Here is a 17,837-nt window from a genome sequence, read left to right on the forward strand (position 1 = left end):
TAGGTAGGAAGCCATGACCCGCGATAGGAGGGCCACGGCCCCGCTGCCCGAACTGCGCGCTGACGTCGCGCGCTTCCTCGGCTATTACAACCGCCTCCCCGGCCCACCCCAGCAGGAACTGGGTCCCGAGGCCGCGCGGGCCATGATGCGCGCCGCGCGCGACCTGACCGATCCGCCGATCGGCGCGCTCGGCATCGATGAGACGTTCACGATCGAGGGGCTGGGCGGACCAATCCCGGCGCGGCGCTTCGACCCGCGCGAGCAGCGCGAGGCGGGGCCGGTCCTGCTGTTCTTCCATGGCGGCGGCTTCGTGATCGGTGACATCGATACCCATGCGCCGCTCGCGGCCGAGATGGCGCGGGTGCTCGACCTGCCGGTCGTATCGGTCGGCTACCGTCTCGCGCCCGAGCATCCCTGGCCTGCCGCGCCCGATGACTGCGAGACGGCAGCGCGCTGGCTGGCGGGACAGCCCGACACGACCGGGCTGATCGTCGCGGGCGACAGCGCGGGCGGCACGCTCGCCACCGTCACCGCCATGACTTTGCGCGACCGGCCCGCCGCCGTGCCGGTCGTCGCGCAGGGGTTGCTCTATCCCGCCACCGACATGGCCCGCGCGCATCCCTCGCTGCGGGATTTTGCCGAGGGGTATTTCCTGACCCGCGCAATGCTCGACTGGTTCGTCGCCTGCTACGCCGCCGACCTCAGCGATGTACGTGCCGCGCCGATGCGGGGCGAACTCGCCGGGATGCCGCCCGCCGTCGTCATGACCGCCGAATGTGATCCGATCCGCGATCAGGGCCGCGCCTATGCCGCCGCCTTGGCGAAGGCCGGCGTGCCTGTGACGTTCCGCGAAGCACGCGGCACGATCCATGGCTTTGCGACACTGCGCAAGGCGATCCCCTCCGGCGTCGGCGATCTCACCGCTTTCCTGCTTGCGTTGAAGGCCGTGATCGTCGAGGCGGAGGGCATCGGCCAGATGGGACAATGATGATGACCGACCTTCCTTATCGCCCCTGCGCGGGCGTCATCCTGATGAACCGCGACGGCCGCGTCTTTGTCGGCCAGCGGATCGATTCGACGCTGGAGGCGTGGCAGCTTCCGCAGGGCGGCATCGACCCGGGCGAGGAGGCCGATGCGGCGGGGCTTCGCGAGCTGTTCGAGGAAACCGGCGTCACCGCCGACAAGGTCGAGCTGATCGCCCGTGCGCCCCATGAACTCACCTACGACCTGCCCGAGGACATGATCGGCAAGGCATGGAAGGGCAAGTGGCGCGGCCAGCGGCAGATCTGGTTCCTCTATCGCTTCCTGGGCGAGGACAGCGACATCCATATCGACACCGACCATCCCGAATTCCGCGCCTGGCGCTGGGCCGAGCCGAATACGCTGCCCGCCATGATCGTGCCGTTCAAAAAGGCGCTGTACGAGGAACTGCTGGTCGTCTTCGCAAGGCATTTCACCGCACCCCATGGCGACGCGGCGGTTTCGGCCGACGGGGCGAAGGGCTAAGGCACCTACCATGAAGACGCGGCTGCTCCTGATCCCGATGGCGCTGGGCCTGCTCGCCAATGCCGATCCCAAGGACCCGGACCCGGCGCTGATCCCGCCCCAGATCCGTTCGATGCTGGAGGCCGCGATCGCAAGCGGCAACGAGAACGACATCACCACCGTCGTCCGCTATGCCCGCAATGCCGTGCCCGAGGCTGCCGACGCCATCGACGCCATGGCCGATGTCTGGCGCGACGAAAAGACCGCCAGCCGCAGCCGCACCCTGCGCGAGGCGACCTTTTTCGACCTGTGGCACGGCCGGGTCGAGCTGGGCGGCTTTGCGACGACGGGCAACAGCCAGAATATCGGCCTGACCGGCATCGTCGACCTGACCCGCGAAGGGCTGCAATGGCGGCATAAAGTTCACCTCCAGGGCGACTATCAGGAAAGCGCGAGCATCGTCAGCCGCGAACATTATGTCGCGTCTTACGAACCCAATTTCAAACTGAACGCCAACAATTACGTCTACGGCGCGGCGCAATATGAGAGCGACCGCTTCCTGGGCTATTTCAACCGTTTCTCCGCCTCGAGCGGTGCGGGTTACAGCGCGATCCGCAAGCCCCGCATGACGCTGGACGTCGAACTCGGCCCGGCTTTCCGGCACACCGAATTCACCGACGGCCGCATCGAAAGCGCACTCGCCGCGCGCGGCAATCTGAACTTCGTGTGGAAGCTGACCCCGGCCATGTCGTTCAACCAGAACGCCTCGGCCTATGTCCAGAAGTTCAACAGCACGGTCAGCACCAACTCGGCGCTGAACGCCAAGCTGTTCGGCCCGCTCTCGGCCGCGCTGTCGTACAATGTCCAATATGAAAGCGAGCCGCCGATCGGCCGCCGGACGACCGACACGATCACGCGCGCCTCGGTGGTGTACAGCTTCTAATTTCGGCGGCGGGGTTCACCTTTGCCGGGTCCTTGGCCTAGGTTGTCGGCCATGGAGAGACTGAACATGATCGAGCGGGACGCGGTAGCGTCCGCCGCCGCTTATCCGATGCTGCCGCTGGTCGAGGACTGGGCAGCGATCAATAGCGGGACGCGCAACATGGCCGGGCTGGCGACGATGGCCGACCGGCTGGCCGAGCATTTCGGGACGCTGCCCGGTGACCTGACCATGATCGAGCCCGAGCCGGTGGAACGGATCGGCAGCGACGGCCAGCCTGCCCCGCTGGCGCATGGCCGCCATCTGCTGCTCTGCGTCCGTCCGAACGCGCAGCGGCGAATGCTGTTCACCGGCCATATGGATACCGTCTATCCGGTCGATCATCCGTTTCAGTCGGTGACGCGGATCGACGACAACCGACTCGGCGGACCAGGGGTGGCGGACATGAAGGGCGGACTGGCGGTGCTGCTCGCCGCGCTCAAAGCTGTCGAGGCAAGCCCCCTCGCCGAGCGGTTCGGCTATGACGTGCTCATCAATTCGGACGAGGAAACGGGCTCCGCCTCCTCCGCCGCGCTGATCGCCAAATGCGCCAGCGGCAAGGTCGCGGCGCTGACCTATGAACCCGCTTTGCCCGATGGCACGCTGGCGGGTGCGCGGGGCGGCACTGGCAATTTCACTATCGTCGTACGCGGACGCAGTGCGCATGCGGGACGCAACCCGGAGGAAGGCCGCAACGCCATCGTCGCCGCCGCCCGGATCACGCTGGAGCTGTCGCAGCTTGCCGCCGATGACATCACCGTCAACCCGGCGCGGATCGACGGTGGCGGTCCGAACAATGTCGTGCCCGATCTGGCCATGCTGCACGTCAACTTCCGCCCCCGCGCGCTGGCCGCGATCGAGCGGACCGGCGCGGCGATGAAGGCCCTGGCCGAGCGGATCGCCGCCGAGCTTGACGTGCGGGTCGAGGTCCATGGCAGCTTCAACCGCCCCCCCAAACCCATCGACGACGGCGCGGCCGCGCTGTTCGAGACGGTACGTAGCGCAGGTGCTGATCTGGGCCTGACCATCGGCTGGCGCGCGACCGGCGGCGTGTGCGACGGCAACAATATCGCGGCGGCGGGTGTCCCCGTGGTCGACACCATGGGCGTGCGCGGCGGCGCAATCCACTCTTCGGACGAATATATGCTGATCGACAGCCTGGCCGAACGCGCGGGCTTGTCGGCGCTGACCATCCTGCGCATCATCGGTGCCGCATGAGCAGCTTTTGCATCCGCCCCGCGGTCGATAGCGACCTTCGTCACCTCTATGAAATGGCCAAGCTGACCGGCGGCGGCTTCACCAACCTGCCCCCCGATCGCCGCGCCCTGACCGCCAAGCTGGCGCGCAGCCATGACGCCTTTGCGGGCGACGGCGACGGCAAGGTGAGGGACGAGCTGTTCGTCCTGATGCTGGAGGACCGCGCGACTGGCGAAGTACGCGGCACTTGCCAGATCTTCACCCATGTCGGCCAAAAGCACCCCTTCTACAGCTATCGGATCGGCACGCTGACCCAGCATAGCCGCGAGTTGGACCGCACCTTCCGTGCCGAGATGCTGTCGCTAACCACCGATCTGGAAGGCGCGAGCGAGGTGGGCGGTCTGTTCCTACATCCCGGCGAGCGCGCAGGCGGCCTAGGGCTGCTGCTCGCCCGCAGTCGCTATCTGTTTATGCGCGCCAACCGCCCACGCTTCGCCGACCGGGTGCTGGCCGAACTGCGCGGGGTGATCGACGAGGCGGGGGGATCGCCCTTCTGGGACGGCTTGGCCGGGCGCTTCTTCGGGATGAATTTCCAACAGGCCGACGAGTTCAATGCGATCCACGGGCACCAGTTCATCGCCGACCTGATGCCCAAGCACCCGATCTATACCGCGATGCTGACGGAAACCGCGCGCGCCGCCATCGGCCTGCCCCATCCCTCGGGCCGCGCCGCGATGCGGATGCTGGAGAATGAGGGTTTTGCGTTCGAGCATTATATCGACATCTTCGACGGCGGCCCGACCATGACGGCGCGGACCGATCAGGTGCGCACGATCCGTGACGCGCGAGAGAGCCAAGTCGTCGCGATCGACGCGCTGCCGGGGCGTGAGGCGCTGGTCGCGGCGGGGCGTCTGACCGACTTTCGCTGCGCGCTGGCCGAGATACGCGACGGTGACGGCGGCATCATCCTGTCCGAGGATACCGCCCGCACGCTCGACCTGACGGTTGGCGATACCGTCCTCCACATCGATCGGTGAGCGTCATGCTGAGAGAGATCAACTTCGACGGCATCATCGGGCCGAGCCACAATTATGCGGGCCTCAGCCACGGCAATCTCGCGGCCACGCGTAACGCTGGCAAGACCTCGCACCCCCGTGCCGCCGCGCTTCAGGGTATCGCGAAGATGCGCGCGAACATCGACCTGGGGCTGGTGCAGGGAATATTGCTTCCGCATCCCCGGCCGGACCATTCCTGGCTGACGCGGCTGGCGACGGATTATCAAAGCGCCTCTCCGGTCCTGATGGCACAGAGCCTGTCGGCCTCGGCGATGTGGGCCGCCAATGCCGCGACCGTCTCGCCCGCCCCCGATGCGCGTGACGGGCGCTGCCACCTGACCGTCGCCAATCTGTTGACCATGCCGCATCGCAGCCATGAATGGCCAGCGACCCTGGCGCAGTTGCGGACGATCTTCGCCGATCCGGCCTTTGTCGTCCATCCGCCGGTCCCCGCTCCGTTCAGCGACGAAGGCGCGGCCAACCATATGCGCCTGTGCAGCGGCCATGACCATCCGGGCGTCGAGGTTTTCGTCTATGGCGAAGGCGGCGGCCCCTTCCCCGCGCGCCAGCATCGCGAGGCGTGCGAGACGGTCGCGCGCAGCCACCGCCTGTCGCCCGACCGCGTGCTTTTCGCCCGTCAGTCGGATGCGGCGATCGCGGCCGGGGCTTTCCACAACGACGTGGTCGCCGTCGCCAACGAGCGCGTGCTGTTCGCGCACGAACAGGCCTTTGCCGACCGCGAGCAGTTTTATGCCGAGCTGCGCAGCGTGATGCCCGATGTGGAGATCGTCGAGGTGCCCGCCGACCGGGTCAGCCTGGAGGATGCGATCGCCTCCTATCTGTTCAACGCGCAGTTGGTGACCCCGCCCGGCGGCGAGCCGACGCTGATCCTGCCGCAGGAAGCGCGCGACAATGCACCCGTCTGGTCCTGGCTTCAGGATCATGTCGCGGGCAATGGCCCCATCCGGCGGCTGGAGGTCGTGAACGTCCGCGAATCCATGGCCAATGGCGGCGGCCCCGCCTGTCTGCGCCTGCGCGTCGTCGCCGATCCCGCGACCATCGACCCACGTTTTTTGGTCGACCATGCCCGGCTGGACCGAATAGCCGCGGTGATCGAGGCGCATTGGCCCGAGGCGATCGACCCTATCGAGATCGGCGATCCGGCCCTGATCGCAAGGATTGAGGCGGCGCGAGCCGCCCTGTTGACCGAGCTGGACTGTCTCAATCTGGCAAGCGTTTGACGCTTGGCAGCGAGGCGATCCGGTGGTGTAACCACGCCATGTGGTCCCGCCTGGTCGCCCTGTTCACGATCAAGTCGAAGTTCGAGGCTTTTCTGGTCATCTATGGCCTGGGCCTCGGCGCGGTCGAGCGCGGCATGCACTATCTGACCGCTTATCCGGGACTTCCGGGCAAGATCCTGTTCGCCGCCTGCCCCATCGCGGTGTTCATGGCGGGTGCGCGCATATTGGACTCGCTGGAGCGGGACTATCGCGATTGACAGGATAAGTTGGTCGCGCGGTTCGCTGGCGACATTATCTGACAATCCGATGACTGGCCTTACCCACCTGCAACGCCTCGAAGCCGAGAGCATCCATATCCTTCGCGAAGTCGTCGCCGAGACCGAGCGTCCGGTGATGCTCTATTCGGTCGGCAAGGATTCGGCCGTGATGCTGCATCTGGCCAAGAAGGCGTTCTTCCCGGCGCGCCCGCCCTTCCCGTTGCTCCATGTCGACACGACCTGGAAATTCCGCGCGATGTACGAGCTGCGCGACCGGGCGGCCGAGGCGGCGGGCATGGAGTTGATCGTCCACCGCAACCCGGAGGCCGAGGCACTGGGCATCAACCCGTTCGACCATGGCAGCCGCCATACCGACATGTGGAAGACCGAGGGGCTTAAACAGGCGCTGACCGCGGGCGGATACGACGCGGCGTTCGGCGGCGCTCGGCGCGACGAGGAAAAGAGCCGCGCCAAGGAGCGTGTCTTCTCCTTCCGCTCCGCCGCGCATGGCTGGGACCCCAAGGCGCAGCGACCCGAGCTGTGGAACCTCTACAACAGCCGCATCCACAAGGGCGAAAGCATCCGCGTCTTCCCCATATCGAATTGGACCGAGCTGGATATCTGGCAGTATATCCTGCAAGAGGGCATCGAGATCGTGCCCCTCTATTTCGCCGCGCCCCGCCCTACGGTGGAGCGCGACGGGATGCTGTTGATGGTCGATGACGACCGTTTCCAATTCCGCCCCGGCGAGGTGCCGGTCGACCGCTCGATCCGCTTCCGCACGCTCGGCTGCTATCCGCTGACCGGCGCGGTCGAGAGCGAGGCAGCGACCTTGCCGCAAGTCATCCAGGAAATGCTGCTGACCACCACCTCCGAACGGCAGGGTCGCGCGATCGATCACGATCAGGCGGCCAGCATGGAGAAGAAGAAGCGCGAGGGGTATTTCTGAGATGACCGCCTATCAACCCGATGCGCTGATCGCCGCCGATATCGACGCCTATCTCGCAACCCATGCCGCCAAGTCGATGCTGCGCTTCATCACCTGCGGCTCAGTCGATGACGGCAAGTCGACGCTGATCGGACGGCTACTCTACGACTCGAAGACCATCTTCGAAGACCAGCTAAGCCAGCTGGAGGCGGACAGCCGCCGCGTCGGCACTCAAGGGGCCAATATCGACTTCGCGCTGCTGGTCGACGGCCTCGCCGCCGAGCGCGAGCAGGGCATCACGATCGACGTGGCTTACCGCTTTTTCGCGACCGAAAAACGCAAGTTCATCGTCGCGGATACGCCCGGCCACGAGCAATATACCCGCAACATGGTGACGGGCGCCTCGACCGCCGACCTGGCGGTGATCCTGATCGACGCGCGCAAGGGCGTGCTGACCCAGACGCGGCGGCACAGCTATTTGGCGCATCTGGTCGGCATCAAGGAGATCGTGCTGGCGGTCAACAAGATGGACCTGGTCGGCCATGACCATTCGGTCTTCGACGCCATCGTCGCCGACTATGCGGCTTTCGCGAAGACCATCGGTATCGAGCGCTTCACGGCGATCCCGCTGTCGGGCCTGACCGGCGCGAACGTCACCACGCCATCGCCCGACATGCCCTGGTATGAGGGACCCGCCTTGCTCCCGCATCTGGAGACGGTGGCGATCGACGGAGACCGCGCGGCGGCCGCATCGTTCCGGATGCCGGTGCAATGGGTCAACCGGCCCGACCTCGACTTTCGCGGCTTTGCAGGTCTGATCGCCAGCGGCCGGGTGTCGGTCGGCGACAGGGTGCGTATCGCACCCTCGGGCAAGACGACCAGCATCGCGCGGATCGTCACCTATGACGACGACCGCGAACAGGCGATCGCGGGCGAGGCCGTGACCTTGGTGCTGGCGGAGGAGGTCGACTGCTCGCGCGGCGACGTGATCGCGGCGGCAGAGAACCCGCCCGAGATCGCGGACCAGTTCGTCGCCAAGATCGTCTGGATGGCCGATGCGCCGCTGGTGCCGGGGCGCAGCTATTCGCTCAAGCTCGGCACGCAACTGGTCGGCGCAACCGTACGGCCGCCGCGTCATGTCGTCGACGTCAACAGCCAGGAAGAACGCCCAGCCGACACGCTGGCGCTCAACGACATCGGGCTGGCAGAGGTCTATGCCGACCGACCGATCGTGTTCGAGCCCTATGAAAAGGGAAGCGCGCTCGGCGGCTTCATCCTGATCGACCGCGCGACCAATGCGACGGTCGCGGCGGGCATGATCGACCATGTGCTGCGTCGCGCCCAGAACGTCCATTGGCAGTCTACGATCATCACGCGCGAGGCCCATGCCCTGCAAAAGGGGCAGGCCCCCAAGGTGCTGTGGTTCACCGGCCTTTCGGGCTCGGGCAAGTCGACCATCGCCAATATGGTCGAGCAGAAACTGCATGCCATGGGCCGCCACAGCTTCCTGCTCGATGGCGACAATATCCGCCATGGCCTAAACCGCGATCTCGACTTTTCGGATGCGGGGCGGATCGAGAATATCCGCCGCGTGGGCGAGGTGGCCAAGCTGATGGCCGATGCCGGCCTGATCGTGCTCACCGCGTTCATCTCGCCCTTCAGGGCCGAGCGGGACATGGTGCGCGCGCTGCTACCCAAGGGCGAGTTTGTCGAGGTTTTCATCGACACGCCGCTGGCCGTAGCAGAGGATCGCGATGTGAAGGGCCTGTACGCCAAGGCGAGGGCCGGCGAAATCGCCGAGTTCACCGGCATTTCCAGCCCCTATGAGGCGCCGGAACGGCCCGAGATCCGCATCGACACGACGAAGGAGACGGCGGAACAAGCCGCTTCCCGGATTGTCGAGCATGTGCTGGGTGTGTGGAGTTACGACCTGTGACCGACGCCGAACTCGCGCGCTCGGTCGCTGTGGAAGCGGGCGCATTGCTCAAGACGCTTCGCGCATCGAGCGGGCTGGAGGGCAAGGCGCTGGGCGCGCTGGGCGATCGGGACGCCAACACGCTGATCCTCCACCGTCTTCGCGCCGCCCGACCCAATGATTTCATCCTGTCCGAGGAGTCGGCCGACGACCGGGCGCGCTGTGCCGCCAGCCGCGTGTGGATCGTCGATCCGCTCGACGGCACGCGCGAATATGCCAGCGGGTCGAGCGAATGGGCGGTGCATATTGGCCTTGCGATAGACGGTCGCCCGGCGCTGGGCGCGGTATCGGTGCCCGATCGCGATCAGGTCTTCGCGACCGATGACCTGCCCCCCAAACATCCCCCCTGCCCGGCGGGCCTGCGCGTCGTCGTCAGCCGCAGCCGTGCGCCCGACATCGCCCGCTGCGTCGGCGACCGGCTGGGCGCGATCATGATCCCGATGGGCTCGGCGGGGGCCAAGGCGATGGCCGTGGTCGAGGGCCGCGCCGATGTGTATCTGCATGATGGCGGGCAATATGAGTGGGACAATTGCGCCCCCGCCGCCGTTGCGTTGGCGGCCGGGCTTCACGCCTCGCGCATCGATGGCAGCCCGCTGGTCTATAACTGCCAGAACCCGCTGCTCCCCGACCTCTTAATCTGTCGGCAGGAAGTGGCGGCCACCGTGCTGGAAGCGATCGCGCGGGGATGAAGTTCAGCTATATCCAGGTTGCATAAATGTGACCTTGTAACGTCTCATGGCTTGGTTCATGGGTCGACGATGCCGCACCTTCCCTCCGTCGCTCTTGTCGTGCGGACGTTTCCATGACCCTGGTTCCCCTCGCCTTCGGCTTTGCCGCGATGCTCGCCACATTGGCAGGCGGGCTGCTCGCGTTGCGCCTGCGTCATCGCATCGGGCTGGTGCTGGGGGTCACGGCCGGGATCGTGGTGGGCGTGGCGCTGTTCGATCTGGTGCCGGAAGCGCTCGAGATGGCGGGTGATCGCTGGACGATCCGCGCGATGATGGCGTTCAGCGCGATGGGGCTTGGCGGCTATATGCTGCTCGATCGCCTGCTCGCCCGGATACCCCGCGCGGCAGCCGCGTCGTGGCGCGGCGATCTGGGACCTGCCATGCTCTGTCTGCACAGCTTGATGGACGGGCTGGGCATCGGGATCGCGTTTCAGATCGATACGGCGGCGGGGTGGATGATCGCGCTCGCCGTCCTGACCCATGACGTGGCGGACGGCGTCAATACCGTCAGCCTGAGCCTCGCCGCTCGGTCAGAAGCAGCGGCGCGGCGCTGGCTGGTGCTGAACGGCATCGCGCCGATGCTGGGCGTGCTGATCGGGCTGGGCCTGTCGATCCCGTCGGGGATGCTGGCGCCGCTGATGGCGCTGTTCGCCGGGATATTCCTGTATATCGGCGCCTGCGAGCTGGTCCCGCGCAGCCAATCGCTCGATCCGCGACTGCGGACCAGTCTGGCGACGCTGGCGGGCATTGCGCTGATGCTGGGCGTGACGCACATCGCGCACTGACGCCCTATTTCGAGTACCGTCGCCGGGAAGGGTAGCCGACGACGGTACCCTCGACCTCAAGCGGGCTGGGCGGCCTCCGCCGCCGCATTCGCCCCGCCCTCGGCCATGCCGGTGAGCTTTTCGTCGGTCGCCTTTTCCTCGGCCAACGTCTCGTCCAGGATCGCCGCGCAGTCGCTGCGCCCCAGCTGCCGCGCCCAGGCGACGAGCGTGCCGTAGCGCGCGATCTCATAATGCTCGACTGCCTGCGCCGCCGCGATCAGCGCGGCGTCGAGCACCCGCTTGTCCGCGACTTCGCCGGCGACCTCATTAGCCTCCTTGATAATGCCGTCGATAGCCGGGCAGGTGACCGCCTTGGGCGTTTCCCCGTGCATCTCGAACACCTGTTCCAGCCGCCGGATCTGTCCTTCGGTTTCGCGCAAGTGCTGCTCGAACCCGGCCTTGAGCTGTGGGTCGGTGGCCTTGTCGATCATCTTGGGCAACGCCTTGGTGATCTGATGCTCGGCGTAGTAGATGTCCTGAAGTTGATGGACGAACAGGTCGTTCAGCGTCGCGATATCCTTGGAAAACAGTCCCATGATCCGTCTCCTGATTAGGTGGGTTCAGCGGTCGGCCGAGCCGGGCTCGGCGATCTTGCGATGCGCCTCGGCCAGCACCGATTGGGGCACGACGCCCGAGCCCGCGACTTGTAGCTTGTTCTTCAGGCCGGTGGTGATGTGTCCCTCGCCCGCCTTCATCGCGTCCCAGCCTTTTTGGGCGACCTCGGCAGGATCGTCCTTCTTGCTCTGGCCGACATTGGTATCGAGCATGTCGGCGCGGGCGAAGAACTCGGTTTCGGTCGGCCCCGGCATCAGGGTGGTCAGGGTCACGCCCTTCTCGTCCTTCAGCTCGTTGCGCAGCGCCTCGGTGAAATTGTCGATGAACGCCTTGGTCGCGTTGTAGATGGCGTTGAACGGGCCGGGGATGAAGCCGACGATCGATCCCGTCACCAGCACCTTGCCCTCACCGCGTCGGACCATGGCGGACAGCACGCGCTGGAGCAGATAGACGGTGCCGGTGACATTGGTGTCGACCGAACGCCGCCAGTCCCTGACCGACTGGTCGAGGAACGCCCCGCCCTTGCTGTTGCCCGCATTGGCGCACAGCACGTCGATGGTCCGGCCATCGGCGGCGGCAAGCAGCAGGTCCACGCCCTCCAGCGTCGACAGATCGGCCTCGACCGGCTGGACCTGCGCACCCTCGGCCGACAATTTGCTGGCGGCGGTGTGGATGGCCGGTTCGTCGGCGACGATCAGCAGATCATATCCCTCGCGCGCCGCACAGGCCGCCAGGTGATAGCCGATGCCGGTCGAGGCACCCGTCACGATTGCGAATTTATTGGCCATGGCGTGGCTCCTTATTGACCGGGCTTCAGCACGATCTTGGTCACTTCGTTCTGCTTGTCGTGGAACATGCGATATCCCTCGGGCGCCTGCTCCAGCGGCAGGCGGTGCGAGATCAGGAAGGTCGTATCGATCTTGCCCTCCATGATCGCGTCGAGCAGGCCGGGCAGGTAATGCTGGACATGGGTCTGCCCGGTCTTGAGCGTCAGCCCCTTCTGCATCACAGCGCCCAGCGGGAACTTGTCGACGAAGCCGCCATAGACGGCGGGCATCGACACCCGCCCGCCCTTGCGACAGGCGATGATCGCCTGTCGGATGGCGTGGATGCGATCGGTGCCTAGAAAGGTCGACGCCTTGATCTGGTCGATGGCGTTGTCGACGAACAGGCCGTGCGCCTCCAGCCCGACCGAGTCGATCACCGCATCGGGACCGATCCCGCCGGTCATCTGCATCAGCGCGTCATAGGTCGCGGTCTGCTCGTAGTTGATCGTCTCCGCCCCGAAATTGCGTGCCAGCTCCAGCCGGTGCGGGAAGTGGTCGATGGCGATCACCCGCTCGGCGCCCATCAGGAAAGCAGACTGAACCGCGAACAGCCCGACCGGACCGCAGCCCCAGACCGCAACCGTGTCACCCGACTCGATCTCGGCATTCTCCGCCGCCATCCAGCCGGTGGGCAGGATGTCCGAGAGGAACAGCACCTTCTCGTCTTCTACCCCGTCCGGGATGACGATCGGGCCGGTATCGCTGAACGGCACACGGACATATTCCGCCTGACCGCCCGCATAGCCGCCGGTCATATGGCTATAGCCGAACAATGCGGCCATCGGATGCCCGTACAGCTCACGTGCGATATCCTGATTGTCGGCAGGATTGCCGTTCTCGCAGCCCGAATATTGATGCTTGCCGCAATGATAGCAGGAGCCGCAGGCGATGGTGAACGGCACCACGACCTTCTGGCCCTTCTTCAAGGTCGAGCCGGATCCCGTCTCGACCACCTCGCCCATGAACTCATGGCCCAGGATGTCGCCCGACTGCATCGTCGGGATATAGCCGTCATAGAGGTGAAGGTCGGAGCCGCAGATGGCGGTCGCCGTCACCTTGATGATCGCGTCGCGGGGATTGACGATTTCCGGGTCGTCGACATTGTCGATGCGGACGTCATGCTTGCCATGCCAGGTCAGCGCCTTCATGCGGCCTGCTCCTCACGCTGTTTGGGGTTCATCGCGTTGGTCGCGACCTCGCCGGTCTCCATCAGCTGCTTGAAGCGCGCGAGGTCGCGGCGAACCTGGATATTGGGCTCGCGCTGGAACAGCTTGGCGACCAGCTTGCCGATGACGCCTGCGGGCGGATCGTAGAGGATGGTTGCGGTAACGACGGTCCCACGCGCCCCTGCGTCGCGAAAGGTGACGCGACCCGAATTGGCGACGTCCGCCCCTTCCGCCGAGGCCCAGGCGATCAGCTCGCCCTCCCGCTCTTCGGTGACGATCGCGTCCCATTCGACCGTGGTGCCACCGGGCGCCTTGACCACCCAATGCGAGCGCTTGTCGTCGAGCACATCGACGCGCTCGACATTCTCCATCACGCTGGCGAGATTGGCAAAGTCGCGCCACCAGGCATAGAGTTCGGCGGATGGGCGGTTGATCGTCACCGCCCATCCGGCAAAGCTGTTTCCGCGATCCTCGACCCCCTCTGCGGTCGCGATCCTGACGGCGGCGTCTTGGTCCTTGGACGTCGACACGGGGGCGTCGTCATAGGGTCTGTCGGCGATGTCCGGCATAAGCCTCTCTCCTCATTCCTTGCCCGGACAGCGTTGGGTGAGGCGCGATGTTCCTTATTTTATCAGGTTTTTCCAATATCTTGATGCATATCAGCCGATCCGTTTGGTCAGCCTGCCGTCACCTTGATTTGCGCACGGCCGACCTTGCGGGCGAGCGCCTTAGGGTCGGGAATCGTCATCGACCGCGACGACCAGATCAGGTCGCCCGCCCGCCGCGCCGCCTGCAACATGCGGTTCACATGCACCGCCGTCAGCCCCAGCGCATCGGCCAGCGTTTCCTGCGTGATCGGCAGGTCGAAGCTGCGCCCATGGGTCAGTTCGCTCAACTCCAGGCGCTCGTGCAGTTCCAGCATCAGGTCGCCGATCCGCTCCATCGCGTTCATCCGGCCCAGCCGCGCGATCTGCGCCAGCAAATAGGCCTCGTCCATCGCATGAGCGATCGCATAGGCTTCGTCGAGCGCGGGCAGCGTGCCGAGTTCGGGGGGCACGCAGGTCGTCACCTCGGTCAGGGTGATGATGCTGGTGGGGGCAACGGGACGCCGGTGGTGATAGAGGCCGACGATATCGCCCGGCAGCAGGAAATTCAGAAACTGCCGACGCCCATCCAACAGGGTGCGGACCCGCGCGGCCCAGCCCGACAGGATCACATGTGGGCTGGTAATGTCGCGTCCCTCGACCATCAGGTCGCGCCGGGGCCGGAACTGCTGGGGTCGCGCGACCGCGTCGGCTAGTGCAGTGATCGACGCATTGTCGAGGGTCGCGAGGCGAGACAGGCGGTGCAGCGCAGGGGCGATCGGCCGGACGCTGCGGGTCAGTGGCATACTCATGGTTTGCCCTCCGCCGATACACGGTGAGGCTGTTCACTCACCGGGCGACGGGCCTGAAGCACGGGGCGCAATGGGAATCGGGACACATTCATCGCAACTCTCCTCATCCTGCCACCGGCCGGAATTGGTCGCGCGGCGAGAGCGATGACGCGACGGACGTCACCGGGGTAAGCAAAATGGAGTTCTACGGCGCCGAACCGGCTAAAAGGAGCCGTTACGTTTTCCGCGTACGAGGTCTACGAACAACCGTCCGCCCCGCTCCATAATGCATATCAATATCCGGCGTTTTTCGTGCGTTAAGCGATAAAACGGGGCAAGGCGTGGGAAATAGGCGATACGCCACCACCCATTTGTATCGCCGTTCAGAGTCTTTTTGGCGTCCAGCCGAGCACCTTGCGTCGGTCGGGCCGACATGGGCCATCCGTCATTCCCTTTTGGTCGTCAGACCCTATGGTGCGCGCCTTTCTGTTCAAGAGGCTTTGCCATGCGTTTCGCCACTCTCACCCGCCAGCCCGACGACCCCTTGCTGCGGATCATCGGCCAACATGCCGCCGATCCGCGCCGGAACAAGATCGACCTGGGCGTCGGCGTATTCCGCGACGAAGAGGGGCGCACACCCGTCATGACGGCGGTGAAGGCAGCCGAAGCGCGGCTGCTGGCCGAACAGCAGAGCAAATCCTATCTCGGGCCGGAGGGCGATATCGGCTTCGTCCGTGCGCTGGCCTCGCTGGTCCTGGGTGATACGGTCGCCGCCGATCGGGTTGTCGGACTCCAGACGCCGGGCGGCACCGGGGCGTTACGCCTCTCCGCCGAACTGCTGGCGCGGGCGGGCGTCGCGCGCATCTGGATCGGCAGCCCGAGCTGGGCCAACCACGCACCGCTATTCCGTCAGGCCGGGGTCGAACCGGCGATGATCCCCTGTTACGATCTGAACCGCCAGACCTTCGATTTGGACGGTTTCCTGAATGGTCTGGACGGAGCGGGGGCAGGCGATGCGGTGCTGTTGCACGGATGTTGCCACAACCCGATCGGGATCGATCCCGATGCCGCGGGCTGGAACGCCATTGCGTCGCTTGTCGCCGAGCGCGGCCTTCTGCCGGTCGTCGACCTCGCCTATCAGGGGCTGGGCGACGGCTTCGACGTGGATGCCGAGGGAGCCCGCACCATCCTGGCGGCGGTGCCGGAGGCGCTGCTCGCCTATTCCTGCGACAAGAATTTCGGGCTGTATCGCGAGCGCACCGGCGCGCTGGTCGCCATCACGCCGGACCGGGACAGCGGGATCACCGTCTTTTCCAACCTGCTTTCGCTGGCGCGCGCCAACTGGTCGATGCCGCCGGATCATGGCGCGGCGATCGTCCGCATCATCCTGGAAGACGAAGCCCTGACCGCGCAGTGGCGCGACGAGCTGGAGGCGATGCGCCAGCGGCTCGCAAGCCTGCGCGCGGCGCTGGCTGCCGGGGGGCGTATCGGGGCGATCGATCTGGCGGCAGTGGCGCATGGCAAGGGCATGTTCGCGACCCTGCCCCTCTCGCCGACGCAGGTGGAATGGCTGCGCGATCGTCATGCGATCTATATGGCCGGGTCGGGGCGGATCAACATTGCCGGGTTCAATATGGCGGCGGTCGCGACCTTCCATGAGGCGCTGCGGGATATGGTGGCGAACGGGGTGGCGTGATCCGGGCACTCCCGCCGTTCGTTTGGGGCGGCGGGATGCCCTTGGCCTTCGACTTCACTCAGGCTGAACGGAGCGGTAGAGGAAGACCCCTACTCCAAACCTCCGTTCAGCCTGAGCGAAGTCGAAGGCCACGCCACCCGACCAACAAGAAAGGGGCGCTTCCGAATGGCCGGAGGCGCCCCTTTCCATGAGGGAAACGGGCCGAGAACCCCCGGCCCGCCCCGTCTTACTTGCCCGAGTGGACGATACGGTTGACGAGGTTTTCGATCCGCTCCTGACGGCCCGAACGAGGCTTCGGATCGATCGCCTTCTCGACCGCGAGGTCCGCGATCCCGGCCAGGTCGAGGCCACCGACCTGCTGACCGAAATCACCATCCCAACCGGCGTAACGCTCGGACTTGATGGCATCCAGACGACCGTCCTCGATCAGCGCGGCGGCGTTGAGCAGGCCCTTGGCCACCACGTCGATGCCGCCGACATGGCCGTGGAACAGGTCGACCGCATCCATCGACTGGCGACGCACCTTGGCGTCGAAGTTGAAGCCGCCGGTCGTGAAGCCGCCCGCCCGGATGATCTCCAGCATGGCCAGCGTCAGTTCCTCGACCGAGTTCGGGAACTGGTCGGTATCCCAGCCATTCTGGTGGTCGCCGCGATTGGCGTCGATCGACCCGAAGATGCCCAGCGCACCGGCAGTCGCGATCTCGTGCTCGAAGGTGTGGCCCGCCAGCGTGGCGTGGTTCGCCTCGATATTGACCTTCACTTCGTTCTCCAGGCCGTAAGCCTTGAGGAAGCCGTACACGGTGGCCGTATCGAAGTCATACTGATGCTTGGTCGGCTCGTGCGGTTTCGGCTCGATCAGAATGGTGCCGGTGAAGCCGATCTTGTGCTTGTGTTCGACGACGAGGCTCAGGAAGCGGCCCAGATTGTCCAGTTCGCGCTTCATATTGGTGTTGAGCAGCGTCTCGTAACCTTCGCGACCGCCCCACAGCACATAGTTGGCGCCGCCCAGACGGTGCGTGGCTTCCAGCGCGTCGCGGACCTGCATCGCACCGAAGGCATAGACTTCGGGGTCCGGGTTGGTCGCGCCACCGGCGGCGAAGCGCGGGTGGCTGAACAGGTTGGCGGTGCCCCAGAGCAGCTTGCGGCCCGACGAGGCCTGCAGCTTTTCGAGGTGATCGACGGCTTCGGCGAAGTAACGGCGATGCTCGGCGACGCCCTGCGCATCGGCCATCACGTCGACGTCGTGGAAGCAGTAATAGGGCACGTCGAGCTTCGAGAAGAAGTCGAATGCCACCTCACGCTTCTGCGCGGCAGCCGCGCTGTCGTTGGCGCCCGCATGCCAGGGGCGGTTGAAGGTGCCGCCGCCGAACACGTCCGAACCCGGCCAGCAGAAGGTGTGCCAGAAGCAGGCGGCGAAGCGGAGATGCTCCTCCATCGTCTTGCCCAGCACGACGCGGTTCTTGTCGTAGAAGCGGTAGGCGAGTTCATTCTCGCTGTCCGGCCCCTCGTAACGGATCGTCGGGATGTCGGCGAAAAAGTCGGTAGCCAT

Annotated in this window: 18 protein-coding genes; 12 read left to right on the top strand and 6 right to left on the bottom strand. The window is 65.7% G+C overall.

The features are described 5' to 3' along the window. Positions 1-13 precede the first annotated feature (13 nt). The 11 genes from KV697_RS03045 to KV697_RS03095 all read left to right on the top strand — a co-directional run bounded on the left by KV697_RS03045 (position 14) and on the right by KV697_RS03095 (position 10,630). Positions 14-988, top strand: a complete 975-nt coding sequence (locus KV697_RS03045) for an alpha/beta hydrolase (RefSeq protein WP_219020054.1) — start codon at positions 14-16, stop codon at positions 986-988. A 2-nt stretch (positions 989-990) separates the two neighbouring features. Continuing rightward, positions 991-1,506, top strand: a complete 516-nt coding sequence (locus tag KV697_RS03050) for an RNA pyrophosphohydrolase (protein WP_219020055.1) — start codon at positions 991-993, stop codon at positions 1,504-1,506. A gap of 10 nt (positions 1,507-1,516) precedes the next feature. After that, positions 1,517-2,428, top strand: a complete 912-nt coding sequence (locus tag KV697_RS03055) for a DUF481 domain-containing protein (protein ID WP_219020056.1) — start codon at positions 1,517-1,519, stop codon at positions 2,426-2,428. Positions 2,429-2,479: 51 nt separating this feature from the next. Continuing rightward, a complete protein-coding gene (locus KV697_RS03060) occupies positions 2,480-3,682 on the top strand; it encodes a hydrolase (RefSeq protein ID WP_219020057.1) in 1,203 nt (400 codons plus the stop codon). Beyond that, complete coding sequence (locus KV697_RS03065; protein WP_219020058.1) at positions 3,679-4,698, top strand: arginine N-succinyltransferase; 1,020 nt, start codon at positions 3,679-3,681, stop codon at positions 4,696-4,698. Before KV697_RS03060 ends, KV697_RS03065 begins: the two co-directional genes overlap by 4 nt. Before the next feature lie 5 nt (positions 4,699-4,703). Further along, entirely contained in the window at positions 4,704-5,957 is a 1,254-nt protein-coding gene (locus KV697_RS03070) for an N-succinylarginine dihydrolase (RefSeq protein ID WP_219020059.1), read from the top strand. Between the two features lie 38 nt (positions 5,958-5,995). Beyond that, positions 5,996-6,214: a hypothetical protein gene (locus KV697_RS03075; RefSeq protein WP_042482538.1), complete on the top strand. Its 219-nt coding sequence runs from the start codon at positions 5,996-5,998 to the stop codon at positions 6,212-6,214. Between the two features lie 49 nt (positions 6,215-6,263). Further along, positions 6,264-7,163 carry a sulfate adenylyltransferase subunit CysD gene (gene cysD / locus KV697_RS03080; RefSeq protein WP_219020060.1) on the top strand — a complete coding sequence of 300 codons (900 nt, stop codon included), beginning with the start codon at positions 6,264-6,266 and terminating at the stop codon, positions 7,161-7,163. 1 nt (position 7,164) lies between these two features. Beyond that, complete coding sequence (cysN, locus tag KV697_RS03085) at positions 7,165-9,078, top strand: sulfate adenylyltransferase subunit CysN (protein WP_219020061.1); 1,914 nt, start codon at positions 7,165-7,167, stop codon at positions 9,076-9,078. Further along, complete coding sequence (locus KV697_RS03090; RefSeq protein ID WP_219020062.1) at positions 9,075-9,806, top strand: 3'(2'),5'-bisphosphate nucleotidase CysQ; 732 nt, start codon at positions 9,075-9,077, stop codon at positions 9,804-9,806. The genes cysN and KV697_RS03090 overlap by 4 nt, the downstream gene beginning before the upstream one ends. 113 nt (positions 9,807-9,919) lie before the next feature. Continuing rightward, positions 9,920-10,630, top strand: coding sequence for a ZIP family metal transporter (locus tag KV697_RS03095; protein WP_219020063.1), 711 nt, complete (start codon positions 9,920-9,922; stop codon positions 10,628-10,630). Positions 10,631-10,686: 56 nt separating this feature from the next. On the opposite strand, the gene KV697_RS03100 is transcribed toward KV697_RS03095, so the two are convergent. The 5 genes from KV697_RS03100 to KV697_RS03120 form a co-directional block, all read right to left on the bottom strand. Further along, positions 10,687-11,205 carry a YciE/YciF ferroxidase family protein gene (locus KV697_RS03100; protein WP_219020064.1) on the bottom strand — a complete coding sequence of 173 codons (519 nt, stop codon included), beginning with the start codon at positions 11,203-11,205 and terminating at the stop codon, positions 10,687-10,689. A 24-nt stretch (positions 11,206-11,229) separates the two neighbouring features. Beyond that, entirely contained in the window at positions 11,230-12,012 is a 783-nt protein-coding gene (locus KV697_RS03105; protein ID WP_219020065.1) for an SDR family NAD(P)-dependent oxidoreductase, read from the bottom strand. A gap of 11 nt (positions 12,013-12,023) precedes the next feature. Continuing rightward, positions 12,024-13,199, bottom strand: coding sequence for a zinc-dependent alcohol dehydrogenase (locus KV697_RS03110; RefSeq protein ID WP_219020066.1), 1,176 nt, complete (start codon positions 13,197-13,199; stop codon positions 12,024-12,026). Then, entirely contained in the window at positions 13,196-13,786 is a 591-nt protein-coding gene (locus tag KV697_RS03115; RefSeq protein WP_219020067.1) for an SRPBCC family protein, read from the bottom strand. Before KV697_RS03115 ends, KV697_RS03110 begins: the two co-directional genes overlap by 4 nt. Before the next feature lie 107 nt (positions 13,787-13,893). Next, positions 13,894-14,613 (bottom strand): Crp/Fnr family transcriptional regulator, encoded by a 720-nt coding sequence (locus KV697_RS03120; RefSeq protein WP_257575578.1) that lies wholly within the window; start codon positions 14,611-14,613, stop codon positions 13,894-13,896. A gap of 484 nt (positions 14,614-15,097) precedes the next feature. Here KV697_RS03120 and KV697_RS03125 point away from each other — a divergent pair, with 484 nt between their 5' ends. After that, entirely contained in the window at positions 15,098-16,288 is a 1,191-nt protein-coding gene (locus KV697_RS03125) for an amino acid aminotransferase (protein WP_219020068.1), read from the top strand. 226 nt (positions 16,289-16,514) lie between these two features. On the opposite strand, the gene xylA is transcribed toward KV697_RS03125, so the two are convergent. Beyond that, entirely contained in the window at positions 16,515-17,837 is a 1,323-nt protein-coding gene (gene xylA, locus KV697_RS03130) for a xylose isomerase (RefSeq protein ID WP_219020069.1), read from the bottom strand.

The sequence above is a fragment of the Sphingomonas sanguinis genome (assembly GCF_019297835.1).
GTDB lineage: Bacteria > Pseudomonadota > Alphaproteobacteria > Sphingomonadales > Sphingomonadaceae > Sphingomonas > Sphingomonas sanguinis_D.